The 20,210-nt window shown below is 47.2% G+C and carries 14 protein-coding genes; all 14 read right to left on the bottom strand.

Translation table 11 applies throughout. The features are described from left to right. Positions 1-24: 24 nt before the first annotated feature. Entirely contained in the window at positions 25-1,632 is a 1,608-nt protein-coding gene (locus tag LOZ80_RS08015) for a DUF3502 domain-containing protein (protein WP_238170933.1), read from the bottom strand. A 48-nt stretch (positions 1,633-1,680) separates the two neighbouring features. Next, complete coding sequence (locus tag LOZ80_RS08010; RefSeq protein ID WP_189006856.1) at positions 1,681-2,589, bottom strand: carbohydrate ABC transporter permease; 909 nt, start codon at positions 2,587-2,589, stop codon at positions 1,681-1,683. 49 nt (positions 2,590-2,638) lie between these two features. Then, positions 2,639-3,508, bottom strand: a complete 870-nt coding sequence (locus LOZ80_RS08005) for an ABC transporter permease (RefSeq protein ID WP_373291140.1) — start codon at positions 3,506-3,508, stop codon at positions 2,639-2,641. A 123-nt stretch (positions 3,509-3,631) separates the two neighbouring features. After that, positions 3,632-6,433, bottom strand: coding sequence for a beta-galactosidase (locus tag LOZ80_RS08000; RefSeq protein WP_238170931.1), 2,802 nt, complete (start codon positions 6,431-6,433; stop codon positions 3,632-3,634). A 276-nt stretch (positions 6,434-6,709) separates the two neighbouring features. Beyond that, positions 6,710-8,254: a response regulator gene (locus LOZ80_RS07995; protein WP_238170930.1), complete on the bottom strand. Its 1,545-nt coding sequence runs from the start codon at positions 8,252-8,254 to the stop codon at positions 6,710-6,712. Further along, positions 8,232-10,067 carry a sensor histidine kinase gene (locus tag LOZ80_RS07990; RefSeq protein ID WP_238170929.1) on the bottom strand — a complete coding sequence of 612 codons (1,836 nt, stop codon included), beginning with the start codon at positions 10,065-10,067 and terminating at the stop codon, positions 8,232-8,234. The genes LOZ80_RS07995 and LOZ80_RS07990 overlap by 23 nt, the downstream gene beginning before the upstream one ends. A 26-nt stretch (positions 10,068-10,093) precedes the next feature. Then, complete coding sequence (locus LOZ80_RS07985; RefSeq protein WP_238170928.1) at positions 10,094-11,389, bottom strand: ABC transporter substrate-binding protein; 1,296 nt, start codon at positions 11,387-11,389, stop codon at positions 10,094-10,096. 764 nt (positions 11,390-12,153) lie between these two features. Next, entirely contained in the window at positions 12,154-13,434 is a 1,281-nt protein-coding gene (locus tag LOZ80_RS07980; RefSeq protein WP_238167177.1) for an IS110 family RNA-guided transposase, read from the bottom strand. A 1,420-nt stretch (positions 13,435-14,854) separates the two neighbouring features. Beyond that, positions 14,855-15,031, bottom strand: a complete 177-nt coding sequence (locus LOZ80_RS07975; protein ID WP_238170927.1) for a hypothetical protein — start codon at positions 15,029-15,031, stop codon at positions 14,855-14,857. Between the two features lie 256 nt (positions 15,032-15,287). Then, the gene (locus LOZ80_RS07970) at positions 15,288-16,016 is read right to left on the bottom strand and encodes a nucleoside phosphorylase (protein ID WP_238170926.1); all 729 of its coding nucleotides are present in this window, start codon (positions 16,014-16,016) and stop codon (positions 15,288-15,290) included. Position 16,017: 1 nt separating this feature from the next. Then, a complete protein-coding gene (locus LOZ80_RS07965) occupies positions 16,018-16,695 on the bottom strand; it encodes a sulfite oxidase-like oxidoreductase (RefSeq protein WP_238170925.1) in 678 nt (225 codons plus the stop codon). A 14-nt stretch (positions 16,696-16,709) separates the two neighbouring features. Then, a complete protein-coding gene (locus LOZ80_RS07960) occupies positions 16,710-17,633 on the bottom strand; it encodes an ABC transporter permease (RefSeq protein WP_238170924.1) in 924 nt (307 codons plus the stop codon). Further along, positions 17,617-18,684, bottom strand: a complete 1,068-nt coding sequence (locus LOZ80_RS07955) for an ABC transporter permease (RefSeq protein WP_238170923.1) — start codon at positions 18,682-18,684, stop codon at positions 17,617-17,619. Before LOZ80_RS07955 ends, LOZ80_RS07960 begins: the two co-directional genes overlap by 17 nt. Beyond that, positions 18,677-20,176, bottom strand: a complete 1,500-nt coding sequence (locus LOZ80_RS07950; RefSeq protein ID WP_238170922.1) for an ABC transporter ATP-binding protein — start codon at positions 20,174-20,176, stop codon at positions 18,677-18,679. Before LOZ80_RS07950 ends, LOZ80_RS07955 begins: the two co-directional genes overlap by 8 nt. Positions 20,177-20,210: the final 34 nt, after the last annotated feature.

The following is a 20,210-nucleotide window of genomic DNA, read 5'->3' as shown; positions in this document are numbered from 1 at the left end:
AACAGACCTTCGATGACCTAATTCCTATTTGCTGCTTTCTACCGTTGTTTTAAAAGCATCCAACTGCTTCTGAATTTCGGTCATCAGCTTATCAAATCCGGCTGCTTTCAATTTTGCACGGAAATCGTCCACCGCTTTCACAGGGTCGCCTGCTTTGCCGTACAGGATGGCTGGTCCCATTTGACCAACAATTTGGGTAATCGCCGTTAATTCATTCGTGACCGGCGCTTTATCGAATACAAATCGACCGTAAGGATACGCTTTTTTGACTTTGTCATACGAGGCGTACAGATCCCCTTTGCCTACCCAGTCATTGCCGTCCGGAATTTCATTCTTATCGATGCGTCCACCCCAGAAATCGGTGTAGAAGTCGTCTCTTTGCACATCATAGCCATCTGGACGATACCGTTTGCCATCTTTCACAACATATTGCACGCCTTCAAGCCCATAGTTCATCAGACGGTACACTTCAGGGTCTTGGCGAATCAAGTCATAGACCATCAAAGCGCGTTCCGGATGCTTGCTTTTGGCACCGATCGAAGTTCCGCCATGCGTGATCGACATAGACACGAGGTTATTGCGCGTCGCCGAGAAAGGGAAGAATTGCAGATCTGACCCTGGCTGCAGCTTATCCATTTTGATCCGTTCCCCGAGGAATGTTTGCGTATGGTGCTGGTCTACAGATGATTTGCCAGCTTCCAGCTCCGAGCGATTGTCGCCTTTATAGTTGAGCACATCCTCACGCCAGAAGCCCTTATCTCCCCAATCCTTCATCATTTTCGCGAAATTCACGAAAGTATCATCGAGAATCGGACTGTAGGCTTTATACTTTTCATCATACGATTTGCCGTACACGAGACCGAATAACCCCGTACTGATTGGCAGTTCAATCGCATCCGTGTATGAATTGATATAGCCGGCGATATTACCTGCCGCCGTACCGTTCGCATCCCAAGGCACAACGCCCGGCTTCTTGTCTTTGACACCCTGGAAGTAAGTTTCCATCGTCTTCCAATCTTTAATCGGCGACGTGATACCGAATTCCTTGGCCCAATCTCCCCGATACAAGAAGCCGTGATTCACCCACTGCGTATAGTGGTCTTCCGGGATCAGCATAATCTGATTCTTATATTTGGTCTCCGCCCAGTTCTCAGGCGGTACTTCCTTCCATGTTAACGGTGCGTAGACAGGCAGCAGCTTATCCAGCGGTTGGAAAGCACCTTTTTGCGCATTTTGCCATGTATCCAGCCAATCCGTTGCCACCGTGATCAAATCAACGGGCTCCCCGGAAGCGAGCAGCAGGTTGTACTTGGTTTGCCAATCTGCCCATTCCACCCATTTAATTTCCAATTTAGCATTCACTTTTTGCTTCAGAATAGCATTCAGCTTTTCCATTACTTTTTCGAACTGGCCATTTTTCGGCTTATCGCCCAGCATCACGTAGGAAATCGTTTGAAATTCAGAGGTATCGATTTTCGCTGTTGCCCCTCCTGCTGCTGTGGCTGCAGCTGTCGTTGTGGCCTTATCCGTCGAGCCTTTATCGGTGCTGCTAGGCGTCGTACAGGCTGTCAAACTCACGGCGAGCGTTGCAGCCAACGCTACACCAAGCACTTTTTTCTTTTTCTTCATCATCGGAAACTGCCTCCCCATTTTCATTTTGCAACTAGGCTATATTTTGCGTCAGCCTTTCACAGCGCCAACGGTAATGCCTTTGATAAAATATTTTTGGACCATCGGATAGAACAGAATGACGGGTCCCGTAGCGACGACCGCTGTCGCCATTTTCATCGACTCCAGAGGCATATCCCTAGGCTGAACATTGGAAGAGACGGATGAATTTTTGATAAAATCAGCGCTAGTAACGACATTGTAGAGAAACAATTGCAGCGGTCTATATTTCATATCAGGTGAGAGGAACAACATGGCATTGTACCATTCATTCCAATAACCAAGTGCGATAAACAACCCAATTGTAGCCAGCGCCGGCGTGGTCATCGGCAGAATCAACTTGGTGAAGATTTTGAAATCCCCCGCTCCATCCATTTTCGCTGACTCGGTAATCGCATGAGGGATTGAGGTCACGAAACTTTTCATCATGATGATGAGAAAAGGACTCATTAAACCTGGCAGCAGCACCGCCATATAGCTGTCTTTCAGGTGCAGCCACTGCGTCATGATCAGATAAAAAGGGACAACCCCACCTTGAAACAAGGTTGTAAAATAGATGAAAAAGGAGATCCGATTGCGATAAGGAAAGTCCGGCCGCTGCAAGGAATAACCTGTCATGGCAACTATGAATAGTCCAACCGTGGTCCCCACTATCGTGATCCCCAGTGTTACTCCGTAGGAGCCAATGATCACAGCCGGATTCTCAAAAACAATTTTGTAAGCAAATGTACTGAATTCTTTGGGCCATAAATTATAGCCATGCAGCGTGATCGATTTCTCTGCCGTCAACGAAGTTCCGAGAACGAGCAGGAAGGGCAGCAAACAACAAAGTGCAAACAGACCAATAAACAGATAGCCGAACGCCCTGATAGCTACCGAGGAAAAATCCGTTCCTCTTTGACGTGCGATGACTTGTTCCACAGGATATCCCTCCTTAACGATCCTTCATGAACCTAGTGCGTTAATTGTCCTAGAAAAGCGTATTTTCTGGCGAAGCCTTTTTAACCAGCCAGTTTGCTGTAATGACGATGAAAAAACCGAATACAGACTGATATAGACTGACAGCGCTTCCCAAAGAGAAGTTAAAGTTGTTCATTAAGGAGCGGAAAACGAAAGTTTCAATAATATCTGTCGCGTCGAATAGCGCCGTGTTATTAGCACCGACCAGATTATAAAACAAGCCGAAATTGCCACGAAGTATTCCCCCCAAGGAGAACAGCAGTAAAATAATGAACGTCGGTTTCAGCCAAGGCAGCACGATATAACGAATGCGCTGCAATGCGTTGGCACCGTCGATTTCAGCGGCTTCTACGATCTCGGAGTCCAGGCCCATAATGGCTGCGAAATAGACGATAGATCCATATCCTGTCGATTGCCATAGGTAGGTGATTACGATGATAAATGGCCAGATACCAGGGTTTGAGTAGGTTTTAACGGGATCCCAGCCGATTGATTTGAGCATGCTGTTCAGTAAACCGTAGTCGTAGCTGAGAATGTTGTAAGCGATCAAACCGACAAGCACGAAAGAGATAAAAAAGGGCAGGAACATCAAGGACTGCGTGATTTTCTTGAACCACTTTTTACGCAGCTCATTGAGCAAAATCGCAATGCTGATTTGCAGGGTGTTGCCGATCAAAATAAACGCAAGATTGTAGGCGATCGTATTGAATGTCAACTTCCATAGCGCCCCGGAGGTGACGAGAAACTTGAAATTATCGAAGCCTACAAACTGGCTGCCGAAGATGCCCGATGTATAGTTGTAATTGATAAAAGCGAGATACAATCCTGGCATGGGCAGATAGGACATCAACAAGAAAAATAAAATCGCTGGCACACACATGAACAGCAAGGTGCGATGGGTCCAAAACCTGCGAAACGGAGTTGCACGCTTTTTGATGACGAGCGATGTTCCCTCTAGTGATCGGGATGTGGTGGCAGTATCCATGCGTAAGCTCCTTTCCTATTATGTAGCAGTGACGGGTACGAAACGCAGCGGTTCCAAGCTTGCATCCGCGCTTGTTCCCACGGATTCCAACAGTATGACAACTTCATTGCCTGCTTCGTGATCGCGGAACCAAGGTCCTGGCAAGTAAAAGGATTCGTCGCTGCCCCCTCGGAATATCGGCCTATTCGCCCCGCCTTGCGTCCATAATCGGCCAACGAGATGGCCATTAAAGAACACCGTGAGTTTCATATCGCGCCCCTGAACATAAACTCGCCAGCCCAAACCTTGATTGCTGTCATCAAGCTGTCCATACAACCAGGAAACTGCTCCAGGTTTCAGCGCTATCGCGCCCTCCACAGGCTGATCTGCGGATTTGCTTAGTCGGGCATGATGCAGCAATTCCTTCTCTTGACCGGCCGCCAATGACCATGATTTCGCGGATCTTCCTTCATAGATGTTGATATGTCCATCTAATGCCCCATACGTTTTATCCAGAAAAAATGTCAATGCTGCTGTTTCACCCGCTTTAACGTAAGGCGTGAGATCCAGATAGGGATCAAGTGGATTCACTTGCCCAAGGGAGTGTCCGTTGACATAAGCGTAGGCATAGCTGAAATTGCCTGGCGTATGCAGAATCCAGCTATCTGCTTGGTCAGATAGTTGCACCCGATTGCGGTAGCAGTGATGTGCCGGTTGATCTGCGGATAACCAGCCGCCAATATGAACAATAGGCCATTGCTGATCATCCAAGTCGACTCGGGCATACTCAGCCTTGTCATCCTCTTGCTGAATCCGCTTGAATCGCCAATTGGCATTCAAATCTCTCATTGCTGTAACACCCATAATGCCAGTTAAGCCTTTCAGACTGCTCAGATGCAGGGCTGGTAAATTCGTATCATGAAAGTTGGTGTGTCCCCAAATCTCCACACGCGCCGTTAGCTCAGAATTGGCCTGCACAGACGGTGGTAGCGGCACATAATGACTCGATCCTCCTGGTATGGCCGTACCTAGATATAGTTCACCCAGGTTGAGAGAAACAACATCACTTGCCTGCTGAATAATAAAACCTTGGTAATCCCCAGTCTGCGGGATCGGCAATTGGGCTTGATACCACGCAAACCCGCGGTAAATCGCATGTTTCTCCAAATAATCGGCGGAATCTCCGATGGAAACCAACTTTTCTGCGAAAGGAATCACAGGATTCACTTCACTTTGCGTCCAGTGTGCCTCCACTTCACGACTTTCGGATGACCTCTCAAGCTGAGTTTCAACCTGCAGTTTGCCCTCTTCATCTATTCCTTCTAGAAGCAGTGCGTTAGCACGGCTGATTCCGATGACTTCCAAGAGTTGACCATCTGCCAATGAAATTGAGCTTCTGGCTTCCTTTTCTACGGATGAAAAGGACAAGGTTACACGATATTCAGCCACTTCTCGCTGCGTCATCGTGCCTTCAATCAGCTGAATTTCCGTGTCAAAAGTAAAACAAATTTCACCTTCGCCCTCCGTGTGAAACAGGAACAACGTTCGATCTGACAGCTGCTTTACTAGCAGCAGTTCTCCTGTCGCATAGTGAAGCGTACCTCCTCCTGCAATGCCCCAAGCAGCCAACGGAACCTGCGAGGGCAAGATCGGACAATGCCCGGCTATGGCGACAAGTTTCGTATAACGCGGAATCTGCTCTTCGGCGATTTGTAGGAGAACGCCTTCATCTTGCTCTTTGACATTGGCTAAGAAGAGGAGCTCACCGCCATGTTGCAGCGCTAACCGATAAGGAAGCGAACTCTGGCCTTCTGTACAGATTTCCGCCGGGCAGGCTTCTGCCAAGGAACGACCATACGTCTGAAGGATATGATGCAATAATCTACCTTCGTACGCTTCTTCGCGAATGTGTCCTTCCGGGGTAATCATGCCATGGAAATCGTAATCCGATGTCAAGAAAGATAGGGGATTACCCCAATTATTGGCCGCATTCGTAAAACCAAAATTCGTTCCCGATGCTTGCAGATAAGGTCCCAGCAACTTGGCACCTGCTGATAATAACCGGCGAAGCAGGAAGTGCGAACGATTCGTTTCCGTGACGAGCAGCGGGTATCCGCGTTTAGCTAGTTCCTCTCTGTAGAAGAGTACTTTCTCTTCAAATACAGGATCTCGATCATTCGGATAGAAGTTGCAGGTCGGCACGACGTCCTCTGCGAAACCAGTGGCTTCATACAAGCCGCCTTGACCTGCACAAGCGATTAATGGAACGCTGATTCCATGCGCATTTGCCATATCTCGCAAGGCCGAGATGTACCCTTTGGGGTCCGAGCAAGGATAGAAATCAAGCTCATTATCTAGTTGTACGGCGATAACGGTTCCACCTTGTCCCAGTTCAAACTTCTGTATTTTCGGTAAAATCTGCGCATACCATCTGGCCACATGCTGCAAGAAGTGGGGATCATTATCACGCAAATGCAGGTTCTCTTTGACCAATAAATAGGCAGGAAGCGCGCCCCCATCCCACTCGGAACAGATGTATGGCCCTGGCCTCGCGATCACCCATAAGCCTGCCTCAGCCGCATCTTGCAAGAACTGGGCAACATCCTTTTCCCCATTGAAATCCCAAATCCCCTCCTCGGTTTCATGGTGATTCCAAGGAAAATATACATCAATGGCGTTATAGCCATAAGTCTTCACTTTGAGCAATCGCTCTTTCCATAATGCTCTCGGCAACCGGAAATAAAATAAAGAAGCGCAAAGGATGATCTCGGATCGACCGTTTATTCGCAGCGCTTGCTGCGTTAATTGGATGGCAGTTTCTGTGCTTTTGGACAATTGCAATGGAGTACCTCCCTATGTTTCGCATCCGCCTTCGTTTATGAAACCCGTTTCATTCGCCAGATGTGTGATTATTGTTTGTCTTGATGCTAGTATAAGTTGTTTTAAAAGCGCTTACATTGCAGGAAACTTTAAAATATATAACAAAACGATGAAGATTCCTGTTCGTTTACATAGCAAAAAAGCGGTGAATTCTAATGGAATTCACCGCTTTTTTCCTTCTATATTTCACTGAATTCTTATACAAATCACAGAACTGTTGACTTAAACGAGCTTCTTCTAACGTTCACTGCGATATTCCTTTACGGTTTTGCCTTCCAGTTCCTTAAACACCTTGCAAAAATAAGAAGCCTCTTGAAATCCGGTTTTCTCTGCGACCTCATACACTTTCATCGAAGCATCCTGCAAAAGCAGCTTCGCCCTGCGAATCCGACAGCGGTTCATATACTCCACGATGCGCATCCCCGTTTCGCTTTTAAATAAATTAGATAAATAATTACTGCTAAGATGCAGCACTTCCGCCAATCTGACCACCGTGATATCTTCTGCATAATGCTCTTCTATATAGGCCATTGCGGTTTGAATTTCTTTGCGCATACTCGTATTTTCATAGGGATAGGGTCCGAATATTCGTCGATTAGCCTCCAGCATCAATCGCTTGATCTCGTTTAATTGGGGCAGCGGTTCTAGTAATGTCATCATCTGCTTGTATAGTTGTTCAACCTGCTCAGAGAACCGATGCCTTTCCAAAGCCGATGTCTTCACCAGAAGGATAATCTCCGTGAGCACATTCTTTAGTTCGTCAATCGGCGGTTTCACATCCAGTAAATGATGAAAAAAGAGTTCCGCTTGCGTTTCTGCTTCTGCCACACTCCCGTTTCGCATCGCGGCTGCAACAAAATGAACGGACAGTTTGCTTTTGGCGGATTCCACCTCTTGCAGCGGCAAGCATGTATAGGTATAGATTTGCCCTGCGCCTCCATATACGGATTGTATGAGCGCCGCCTCTGCTTGCTGATAGAGCACCGCCCAGTCCTTGAGACCATAACCAATTGTACTGATTCCAACCGTTGCTTTGTTTGCGTCTTGCAAGCGGTTAAGGAAGAGTGATGCTTGATGCAGCGTATCCTCCCTGCATTTGCGTTCACTTCTTTCTTGTGCAAAAGAGATCATCACAACTGTTTTCTGGTTCGTAATCGGAATGGCAAGCGTGATCATCGCTTGCGTTTCTTCTGACGCGGAGTGATCAGCGGAGCGTGGGTATGCCCCGTCGATGACAATCGCGGCTGTCGGACCCTGTTTGAACGGAAACCGCACCGCACACGCTTGGCTTGCTATTTCTTCCGCTGATTTCAGTTCCCCAAGCAGCAGCTTGCGTCCCAATAGACAGCGCATTTCATGCAAATTGGCTTCCCGGATTTGCGCTTGCTTGCGCTGCTCGTGATCCTCCAGAATTTTGCTATTCATAAGCTGCAATAACTGCTGCAGCGTTTCTGGTTCCAGATCATGCTTCAACAAATAATCTTCTGCGCCTAATTTCAAAGCTTCCTTCACGAACCGGAAATCATCGTAGGAACTGAGCGCCACGATTTTGATCGAGGCATCCTTATGCTTAACCTGCTGAATTAAATCAATGCCATTCATCTCTGGCATCGAGATGTCCGTAACAATTAAATCCACATGCTGCTGCTGCAATAGATCCAGCGCATGAACGCCATTGAGCGCTTCGCTCACAATTTGGAAGCCGTAATCCTCCCAGCGAATAATCGTTTTAATCGCATATCGGTAAATCGCATTATCCTCAACGATCATGGCGTTCAACATGCTCATTCCTCCTTTGACGATACGGTCGATATGGCATACGCACAATAGCTTTCGTGCCTGCGCCAAGCGCACTTTCGTAGCTCAGTCCATAATTATTTCCATAATAAAGTTGAATGCGCTCATTCACATTGTGAATGCCAATTCCAGTAACGCCTGGCACAGACTCTTTGCGGGTGACCGTATTCAATAAATTAGCTGCCTGTTCGTCCGACATTCCGATACCATTGTCGGCTACAATCAGAATTAGCTGATTCTCCTGAGCCTTCGCGCATACCCGAATGCAACCATTGCCTTTGGACATCTCGATTCCATGAAGGATGGCATTCTCGACCAACGGCTGCAAAACGAAATAAGGCACCTCACATCCCAAACAAAGCTCCTCTACTTCATATTCCACCCGAAAAGCATCCCCGTAACCAATCTTCTGAATATAAATATAATTGTTTAGTTGCACGATTTCTTGCTCTAATGGATGAAATTCGCCTACACGGCGAACTGAAGACTTTAACAGATCAATTACCGAGGTGACCATGCGTTCTATTTCCAACTGTTGATTCATCCGCGCATACCATTTCACCGTGCCTAACGTGTTATACAGGAAATGCGGATTGATCTGACTCATCAACACAGTGAACTCCGCTTGCTGCTTCGCGATTTGTTCCTTGTACACCGTGGTAATTAATTCATTAATACGAACCAGCATGAAATTAAAACGGACCGCTAAACTTCCAATTTCATCTTTCCCTAATGGCGCAATGCGCACATCAAAATTGCCATCTTCCACTCTTCGCATCGTCTGCTCCAAGATTTTGATATTGCGCGTCGATGATTTGGACAGTTGGGCAGCAATTCCCGTTGAAATCATAACAGCCAGCACAGAAACCAACAAGATAACTAACACCAGCACCCGCGTATCCGAAAGCAAGACAGACATGGGGATAAAGCAGAGGACCCGCCATTTCAGAGTTGGCGTTCGTTCCTGGACGAATAAATGACTGCCCGATCCGGCGTTTTCCACGGTTGCCATTGAAGCATCTTCTTCAGCAAGCTCATCCTTGGAACTTAGCAAAATCAAATTGTCCGTTACCGGATCGCCGCCGCCAGCCAGCAATTCATTGTACGGATTGAGAATGGCGACATTGTTTTGCTTGATGATCGAGCTTCCGCTTCCGAGGGAAAGGAAATAAGCAGAGTCGATGCTGAATACAATCGTCCCCAAACTGCGGTCAATTTGACTTATATCCACAAAATTTCTGACGAGCAACACTTCATTCCGCTTTCTCAGTGAAGGGGACCATCCCATATCCAGTCCATGATTCGTTAAATATGCTGCTCCATTCTTCGTTATTTCTGCGGTATCTTCTTGATTTAACGCATGATCGAGTCCTTTTTTATTTTCCCACCAATAGACTTGCCCTTTGCCCGTTTGAATCATAATGGCATTCATATAGGGATTGCCATTGCCGTATTGCGCTAACAAGAATTCCATACGACTGCGAAAAGCCGGATAATTATCGGTGTTTACCTGCTCCCCTTGTTCGGATACAATCTGGCGGATGCTGCTATCGCTCAAAATATACACCGAAGAAGTAAATATCTCCTTGGCTCTATTCTCAATGTTGTCCGATACCTGATGGATAACTTGCATCGAGAGATCTCTTGTATTGGACTCAATGAACTTGGTAGAAGCATAGATAGCAGCACCGCCTATTGCCGTTGAGATAAATAAAATGAGGATCATATTGGATAGAAATAGTTTGGTGCGAATGCGAAAATCCTTGATATGATACAGACTCCATCTTTTACCTGACACACGTCAACACCCCTTGCCGACTTCTCTCATTGGATTGGTTTGCGGATCCGATCGAAGGCTTGGTCAAGCTCCTCTATACTGGCTTCGACATTGTGATTCCGATCGAGAACAAACTTGGTCAGCGCATTGACGAAAATTTTCTGCAGATCCTGGTTCACGAAATCCGTTGTCAAGCGGGTCCAGTCATAGGTTTGACCCGTTTGGATATAAGTCTTATTCAGCTCAATATAAGTAGGATCGAAATCGCTTGGAAGCCCCTTAATGACAGATAAGGCCTTCTTGTTCGATTGAAAAATCGCCCCGACTTCCTTCGAAGCAAATAATTCAAGAGTTTGCAAGGCTGCTTCCTTATGCGGCGAATGGGGATTGACCACAATTCCTCCCGTTGATTTCAAACCAAATTTGGCATCCTTAGGATTATTCGTGTAAGGGAAGGCGAACAACCCTAAATTACTCGCCGGATTTTTCGATTTCACCCCATCCACGGTCCAAGTCCCGTTAATGATCATAGCCGCCCTTCCTTCGGCAAGCAGCAGCTGCGCCTGATTCCAATCGGTTTCAAACGGCTTCAAGTTGACATAATTCAACCGCTCGCCGTATCGTTTCAGAATGTCTCTGAAATGAATGCGATCCTCTGCAAACGTAGTTCGGCCTGCTTCAATATCAGCCATCCAGTTCCGACCGGACACGTATTGATTCGCTAAGAGATCAGCGGCGATATCCCAAATAATCGTCCAGCTGTCCTTATAACCTGCGGCAATCGGAATGATTCCAACATTCTCAAGCGCTTCGCAAGTCTCAAGAAACTGCGCCCATGTGGTTGGGGGCTTGTCAATACCTGCTTTGGCGAAAGCATCTTTGTTATAAATTACGCCCGCCCCATTAACATCAATCGGCAATGCCCAGATTCGCCCATCGGCCGACTTCACCCCATTCAGGAATTGCTCATCGATTTGTGCTAGAAATGGCTGCTCGCTTAAATCCATGGCATAGCCCGATCGAATTAAGTCCTGCGCAGATTCCAGGTTATCTATCATATACATATCCGGCATGTTGTTCGAGATCGCCCGCGTGCGCAGCAGGCTCATATAATTCCCGCCATCCACACCTGTAAGCGCGAAGGTATAGATTGGATGCTGTTTTGTATAAAGCTGTGTACCTAACTCCAGCCATCTGCGAGCTCCCTCTTCGTCAAAATGGTGGATCCATGTCAAAGTCTGCTCCTTGGGCTGCTTCTTAGGCACAGTTGTCACTTGTTGCGATTGGCAAGCCGTTATCAGCATGGTGATCGCGATCCCTAGCGCCATTAAACGTATTTTCATCTCTTTCACTCATTCCATGATAGCGTTTACAATAGTATAGCGGACAATTCTTATAAAATAAACTAGCCTGAGGATAATAAGCATGCTGCATGATCTGATACCTGCTAACCTCGGAGATGAGCCACTTCCAAGGACAAATTCGAGGGAGGGAACTACAGGACGCTATTTAGGCAAATATCGGGGATACTAGAGTAATAGCGGAACTACAGGGCCTTATATCCAAGAAAAGCGCAGAGTTTCCCTGCAAACAGCAGAATAGCGCCCTGTAGTTCCCTCTCACTTGCGATAATGCCACTTTTAGCTAGAATAGCGCCCTGTAGTTCCCTCCCTCTGTTCTTAGCGTTTTTCTTACATATACTCGCCCATTCGTAGGAATACAACATTCTTGAAGCAGGGTTCTCTAGAAGATAAGGGAGCTGTTTCTCTAAAATCATCAAGAGGGCATACGGGAATAGAGGATGTGCTATTAATTCCTCATTTTCCCATATATGCACGTTTGATTCCACGGTCTCTTGGTGGTTTACCCTCCCATGACTCAACGGGTCGCAGCCCTTACATTCCTTCGTTATACCTGTCCAAGAGGTGGAGGCCGAGATGCTCTAGTAACGGGTCTGTGCCCTTTGGGAACTACTACTCGGTACTTCCGTGCTTTTCGTCATGCGTGATCCTACGAATGGGCCAACATACGCCCCTAGTTAAAAAGCGTTGCTTCCTTCAACTTTCTGACACTCCAGCGGAGCACAATAAACAATGACCAGGATAAACTAAGCAGCTTGCTGCTGCTCCATGTCCGATTTGAATTCTTCTTGCCGTTTTACCATACCGATGATTATACGTGCTAATTTACCGATTAATTTAAAAATAGAGCGGTGCTTTTTCATCTTCATGACCTGTACATTGTGGATATGCCACTGCTGAAAACTCGGATGATTGTTGACAAGTGTGAGTACCGCTAAATACAAATATTTTCGCAATTGGGGCCTTCCACGTTTTGAAAGGGTCACTTTACCTTGATGCTTGCCTGAACTCTGATTCACGAGGTTCATCCCGGCTTGCGAGAGGATTTGTTGACCGTGCGCATACTTGCTTAGGTCCCCGCACCCTGCCAACAATGCCGAGATCATCAACGTGCTCAAACCCTTCAGACTCCGTAGTAAGGGGACCTCCGGTAGTGGTTCAAGCAGCCCTTCCAGCTCTTGTTCGAACTCTCGCAGTCGTTCAGCCAAGCGCTCATAGTCCTCAAGAAGCCTTTTCAGATCATTTCGCGCTTCCACGTACCCTACTTTACTGCCGACGGAATTGCGGGCTGCTGCGATGAGTCTGGTAGCAATCTCCATGCCGGTTCTACCCCCAGCTCGCTTCATTCCGCCTTTTTCTCTCCATAAAGATACCATCTCCAGCGGCGTTAATAGTCTTACGTCTGCCGGCAACGGAAAGATCTTGAGTGAGGCCAGGGAACGGACGGTTGTCCAGTCCTCAAAAACACGGCAGTACTCGGGAAAGTGGATGTCAAGTAAGCGGAAGATGCGGTTTTTTAGGCTTGTTTGCTGGTTCACCCAGTATTCCCGGTCATTCATGACCATACGTATGCGCTGGTAAACGTCCCCATGCTGATAATAAGGAAAGTAAAATCCCCGACAGACCGCATCTGCGATAACCAAAGCATCTTTGAAGTCGTTTTTGGACTGACTGTTGTCTCGATTCTCTTTGTTTCTATACGTGGTTAAGGGATTGACCAGAACGACTTCATGGTTGTTTTGCGTTAGCCAGTCAGTAAGATTAAACCAGTAGTGCCCCGTTGGTTCGAGTCCAATGAGGAACGAAGTGAGATTTTTTTGGGCTAGTAAATTTTGAATCCAGCGAAATAATTTTTCGAAACCCTCTCTTCCGTTTTCAAACGAAATAGGTCGTCCGATTTCGATCCCACGGAAGTTGACAGCCCGAGCAACGTGTTTTTCTTTGGCAATATCTACACCAACGATAAGATGATTCGTGGTAATTCGTTCGATCCGTTGATTTTCCGAATGTCTTTGTTTAAACTTCATAGTGAGCACTCTCCTGTTATTAGATCATGTTAGTCACTGGCCGGTGACATGATCTTAATGTACAGAGGGTGCTTGTTTTTTGCAAAACCAAAATATTAGCATCTACAGGAATGCTCTCACTTACGATAATGCCACTTTTAGCTAGAATAGCGCCCTGCAGTTCCCTCTCACTTACGATAATGCCACTTTTAGCTAGAATAGCGCCCTGCAGTTCCTTCTCACTTACGATAATGCCACTTTTAGCTAGAATAGCGCCCTGCAGTTCCCTCTCACTTACGATAATGCCACTTTTAGCTAGAATAGCGCCCTGTAGTTCCTTTGTCTCGCGTGAGGCAGCTGGGTTATTGTTCTATGTTAAGAAAAACCTAGCCTGCGGTGGACGTCATTGAGAGAAACCTAGCCTGCGGCTAGGTCACCAAGTCAATGCCCATGAGGCAAGCCCCAAGCCTCCTTACGAACTCAATAACCTCTATTCGGCTATAATCGCTCATTTTGAAAATCTAATGAATGCCAGACGCTTTATTTCAAGCAAATGATCACCATTTCGCCAATAAAGTGCCGGGTAGCGCCAACTGAGTTCATTACATTGCCAAAGCAACCATTTTCCTGTCTATAAGCATCCTACAGTTTCTTAGATGCCCTATGAGACCAAGAGCCTCCAAAAGCAAAGAAATCTGAGGTGGACGTCAATGAGAGAAACCTAGCCTGCGGCTAGGTCACCAAGTCAATCCCCTTGAGGCAAGCCCCAAGCCTCCTTACGAACTCAATACCCTCTATTCGGCTAAAATCGCTCATTTTGAAAATCTAATGAATGCCAGACACTTTATTTCAAGCAAATGATCACCATTTCGCCAATAAAGTGCCTGGTAGCGCCAACTGAGTTCATTACATCGCCAAAGCAAGCATTTTCCGGTCTATAAGCATCCTACAGTTTCTTAGATGCCCTATGAGACCAAGAGCCTCCAAAAGCAAAGAAATCTGAGGTGGACGTCAATGAGAGAAACCTAGCCTGCGGCTAGGTCACCAAGTCAATGCCCATGAGGCAAGCCCCAAGCCTCCTTACGAACTCAATACCCTTTATTCGGCCAAAATCGCTCATTTTGAAAATCTAATGAATGCCAGACGCGCTATTTCAAGCAAATGATCACCATTTCGCCAATAAAGTGCCGGGTAGCGCCAACTGAGTTCATTACATCTCCAAAGCAAGCATTTTCCGGTCAATAAGCATCCTAGAGTTCATTAGATGCCCTGTGAGACCAAGAGCCTCCAAAAGCAAAGAAATCTGCGGTGGACGTCAATAAATCAGGGATAAGCTGCGTTTCACTCCAAACCCAAAAACAGCCAATTCCCCAAAAGGGAAATTGGCTGTTTCCTTAAACTATATCATCATGAACAACGAGAAATCAACGTGACAATATGCTTAATTCTTTTTTCTCAAAGTTGAGTCTGATCTCGCCTCAATGATTTCCATCATTTTCTTCATGGATAATTGAATTTGTTCCGAGGAGGGCATAGAAAAACTGCTATAGGTTTGTTTGACAACATCCGTTAATACGGAATCGAAAATTCCATCAAAATGGTCATTCTTCATGTTCATGATGAATTCCCTCCTTTTTTAACATTAAATAGGAAATTTACACAATCTTATCATAACGCGAAGCACCAAGAATGTCAGTGCAAAAATAAATTCGTTCTTTCACATATTTCTTACATACTCATGCAAAAAGATGCAATTTTTCACCAGTTTTTACATGAGTACGCAAATAAAGAAGCCTTCTGTTCCACTGGGAAGTGGTTTTGAAGGCTTCTTTAGAATAACTTTGGGGCTATTGCCCCGCATTGAATTCCTTGAATTACTTGCTATTATGCAGTTTAACAACAGCTCTGATGGCAGCGTCAATTTCCCGCTCAACGGCACCGGAAACAACGTCGGTATGCGGATCGTAAACTTCGCGCAAATCAGCATCTGCATAGCCGTCCAAGGCGACAATCGCCCCAGCTTGTACGCCGCGAAGCGAAGCAATGACAAACAGCGCCGCAATCTCCATCTCAACAGCCAAGGCGCCCGCTTTCTTGTATTTCTGATGCGGGAATTCTTCTACGCCTTGGAAGAAAGCGTCCAACGTCACGGTAATCCCTTGTTTAACCAGACCTTCTGTCTCACTTGCCGCTTCATAAAGAGCTCGAGTCACTTCATGATCCGCGACAGCTGGAAAGCCAATCGGCACCAACTGGCGCGTTAAACCTTCTTCACGCACCGCGGCAGTGCTGACAACCAGACTGCCTGGCGGCACATCGGCCGAATAGGAGCCTGCTGTCCCTACACGAATCAGCGTCTTCACGCCGCCTTTAATTAATTCTTCAAAGCACACCGCTGCGCCTGGCGAACCTACGCCGTGACTGACCACCGTAATCGGAACGCCGGCAGATTCACCGATGAACGTCCGATATTCCCGGCTGAAGGACAGTTCGCGGGTGTTGTCTAATTTAGCCGCAATAGCTTGCGCTCTGAATGGATCTCCGCAGACAATCGCATAAGGCGTAAGCTCCTCTGAATTCACTTGTAAAATGGATAAACGCATATTAATCAAAATCCTTTCTTACCCATTCATCCTCGGGTATTGGAATCGCTTCGCCAGAAAACCGCTGTTCCTCGAAGGGGTCCGCAATATTATGGAACCCATTGCGTTCCCAGAACCCTTCGCGGTCCTCCGCCATGAATTCAATGCCCTGAATCCATTTGGCACTTTTCCAGAAATAGAGATGGGGAACAACGAGGCGCAGCGGCCAGCCATGCTTCTGGGTGAGCGGTTTGCCATCAAACGTCATCGCGAGCAAAATATCATCGCCCATTAAGTCTTCCAATGGCACATTGGTTTCATAATCATTGTCAGCATGAATCATGACATACTTGCCTTCCGGCTGCACATCCAGCAGCCGAAGAAAATCGCGAAACAAGATGCCTTCCCACACGGTATCCAGCTTGGACCAGCGCGTCACACAGTGAATATCACAAACGACTTGGGTCCGCGGCAAAGCCATCAGCTGCTCGTAGCTGAATGATTTCTCTTCCTTCACCAAACCGAATACACGCAAGGACCAAGCCGTCATATCGTACTGCGGCACTTCACCTTCATGTAAGATCGGAAAGCGATCTGTCACAACCTGCCCGGGTGGAATTCTGTCCGCAAGTTCAGGCGGAATCTCTACATTCGGAATCTGCATACGCTTGATGCGATCCGCTTTGCTGTCTTTTGCCATCTGTCATCCTCCTACTATCTGGAACTGCCATTCGCTTTCTGCGCATCTGCCAAGTAATTGCTTTTCCGGAAAAACAGCATGGCAAGCAGCGTTACGACATAAGGCAGCATCTGGGTGAAATGGGTCGGAAGTGAAAAACCTTGAAGCCGAATGCTGAAGGCATCCATTAAACCGAACAGCAAACTGGACGCCATGACACCAATCGGATTGGCTTGTCCCAGCATCGTAGCCACAAGAGCGATAAAGCCTCTTCCAGCCGTCATGCCTTCGGTAAACATCGTAACCTGTCCGAGTGAAAGCTGCGCACCAGCCAGTCCGCAAAGCAACCCGCAAATCAGCACAGCCAAGTACTGCATCCGACTCACCTTGATGCCGATACTTTTGGCGGCGACGGGATTTTCTCCCACAGCGATCAAGCGGAAACCCAAGACCGACTTGAAAAGGAAAAATTGAAGTCCAAACACGAGCACAAACGCTAGATAGACTAGCGGAGAATGCCCGGAGATAATTCCGCCAATAACAGGAATATCCTGAATAATGGGGATGTTTAATTTGGGCAGACCAATCATATTTTTATCATAGAAAGCCCCTTTGACATGAAAAATAGCTTTTAGACAAAAAGCCGTTAATCCCAGGGCCAAAAAGTTAAAGGAGATCCCGACGACGATGACGTTGGCCTGCAAATGAATGCTCATATACGCAAAAATAAGTGAAAATAACATTGTCACCGCAATCGCAATCAGAACAGCCACATAAACATTTCCCGTATAAAAATTACCTACGATGGCGGAGAAGGCACCGACCAACACGAAACCTTCCAAACCTACATTGAACAAACCGACTCGCGAACAGATCGCCCCGCCCAGTGCCGCAAGCAGAATGGGCGCAACCATTCGAATCATCGAATTGAATAAAGATACATCAAGAAGATGCTGCATCGCTCTTGCCTCCTTTCCGTCGTTTCCATAGGGTATAACTGAATTTTGCCGTGACGAACAAGATCAAAAGGGACTGAATAACACTGGAAATCTCCAGCGGAATATTCGTATTTCGTTCAACACCCATGCCGCCGGTTTGCAGCGCAGCCAGAAGAACTGCGGCTACAGCCGTACCAAGCGGATGCGCGCCTGACAGCAAGGTCGCCATAATACCGGACCAGGCATAACCTGGATTCGAAATCATCCCATCCGTGTACCTGTACTGCATACCCAGCACCTCGACTGCTCCGGCAAGGCCCGCGAACCCTCCGCTGACAAACATACTCGTCAGCATCATTTTTCGCCGATTCACACCGCCATATGCAGCGAACAAAGGATTATAGCCCAGCATCCGGATTTCATAACCCGCTACCGTATATTTGATAAATAAATACAAAAGAATCGCCAGCCCGATCGCAATGATAAAACCCGCGTGAATACTCATCCCTTGAAACAATTTGGGCAGCCAAACCGCTTTATCGACCATCATGGTTTGGGCAAGCGCAGCGGAACCCGTCTTGTCCTTCAATGGATAGGCCACCATATAACCAGCGAATAACGCTGCAATATAATTGAGCAGGAGAGTTGTAATAATCAAATTCATGCGAAATTTGGCGTCCAGCCAACCTGCGAAGGCTGACCAAATACCGCCTGCCACAATGCCGCCGATGATGGCAACGAGCAATTTCAATAGCGGTGGACCAGGCAAATAGAGGGCAAGCAACGCGCTGGATAGTGCGCCTAGAATCATTTGCCCTTCCGAGCCCATGTTAAAGAATCCGGCGCGGAAAGCGATTGAGACGCCTAACCCCACAAGAATAAGCGGAGTAGCCCGTGTTAGCGTATTGGTAAAAAAGTAGAAATTGCCAAATGCGCCTTTCCACATCTGCGCGTACGTGTCAGCAACAGAGCCACCGATCAAGACAATGGCGATAGCGCCGCCTGTCAAACCAATCAATACGGCGAGCAGCGGCTGAATCCAAGCGCTTATTGGCCATTTACGTTTAAGCATCTGAATCTCCTCCTGCCATCCATAAGCTGATCTGCTCTTCCGTTGCCTGTTCAGCAGATAATTCTCCGGCAATACGCCCTTCGTACATGACCAGAATTCGATCCGACAGTTTGAGAATTTCCGTTAACTCTGAGGAGACTAATAAAATGGCTCCCTGGTCATCCCGTTTTCGCAGCAGCTCTTCATGAATCAGCTCCATCGCCCCAATATCAACGCCGCGCGTCGGTTCTGCTGCAATCAGAAATGGCTGATTCTGAGCAATCTCCCTGGCGACAATGAGCTTCTGTAAATTACCGCCGGACAAATACTTGACCTTGGTCTCCTGGGAACCGGCTTTAATCTGAAATTGCTGAATAAAACGATCGACCATTTGTCGAAGCTCTTTCCCTTGCAGCAACCCAGAACGGCTTCTCGTTTGATGATGACCCATCGTTCCGTTATCCAGCACGGTTCCTTCCTTGGCCGCCCCCCATTGATACCGATCTTCGGGCACGTGCGATAAACCGATTTCTCTAATGTCACGGACAGAGCGGCCTGTGATATTCTCGCCTAATAGCTGGATGACCCCTTGATCGATCGGGAGCAAGCCTGTAATCGCTTGGATCAATTCAGACTGACCATTGCCGGAAATACCGGCGATGCCGACAATTTCTCCGGCCTTAATGTGCAGATTCACCCGATCCAGTACCGGCTTGCCTTTATCTCCATGAAGGCTAAGATCCTTCACTTGCAGAACAGTCTTGCCGACCTGTACATCTCGTCTGGCAGACTCCAGCAAATCTCGGCCAACCATCAGCTTGGACAGTTCTTCCACATTCGTCGCCGATGCTTCAAGCGTACCGGTTACTTTGCCGTCACGCAGCACTGTAACCCGATCCGCAATCTCCATCACTTCATGGAGTTTGTGGGTAATGATGATGAAGCTTTTGCCCTGATTGGCCAAACTTCTCATGATCACAAGCAATTCCTTCGCCTCGAGCGGTGTAAGAACCCCCGTTGGCTCGTCCAATATAATGATATCAGCGCCTTGGTACAGCACTTTAAGAATTTCTACTCGCTGCTGCATCCCAAGCGGAATGTCTGCCACTTTCTTGTTGGGATCTATCGGCAAACGGTAAGTCGCGCATAATGCTTCAACTTGCTTAACCGCCGTTTTGCGGTCAAAGGTGAGGCCTGCCTTCGGCTCATTGCCAATCACAATGTTTTCGGCCACCGTAAAAGAAGGAAACAGCATGAAGTGCTGATGCACCATGCCGATTCGATGAGCAATGGCATCTGTTGGATTCGTGAACTGGACCTCTTTGCCATTTAACTGAATAAGACCTTCCGTCGGCTGCTCCATACCGTACAAGATGCGCATTAAGGTTGTTTTACCGGCTCCGTTTTCTCCGACTAATGCATGAATTTCACCTTGACGCAGCGAGAAATCAACGTTTGAATTCGCGTTTAAAGTGCCATATGTTTTCGTAATTTGACGCATTTGAAGCAGCATGACGGTTATTCGCTCCTCTACCTAGACATGAGGA

Source organism: Paenibacillus sp. HWE-109, assembly GCF_022163125.1.
In the GTDB taxonomy this organism is placed as follows: domain Bacteria; phylum Bacillota; class Bacilli; order Paenibacillales; family NBRC-103111; genus Paenibacillus_E.
This window is presented reverse-complemented; position numbering and strand designations above follow the sequence as displayed.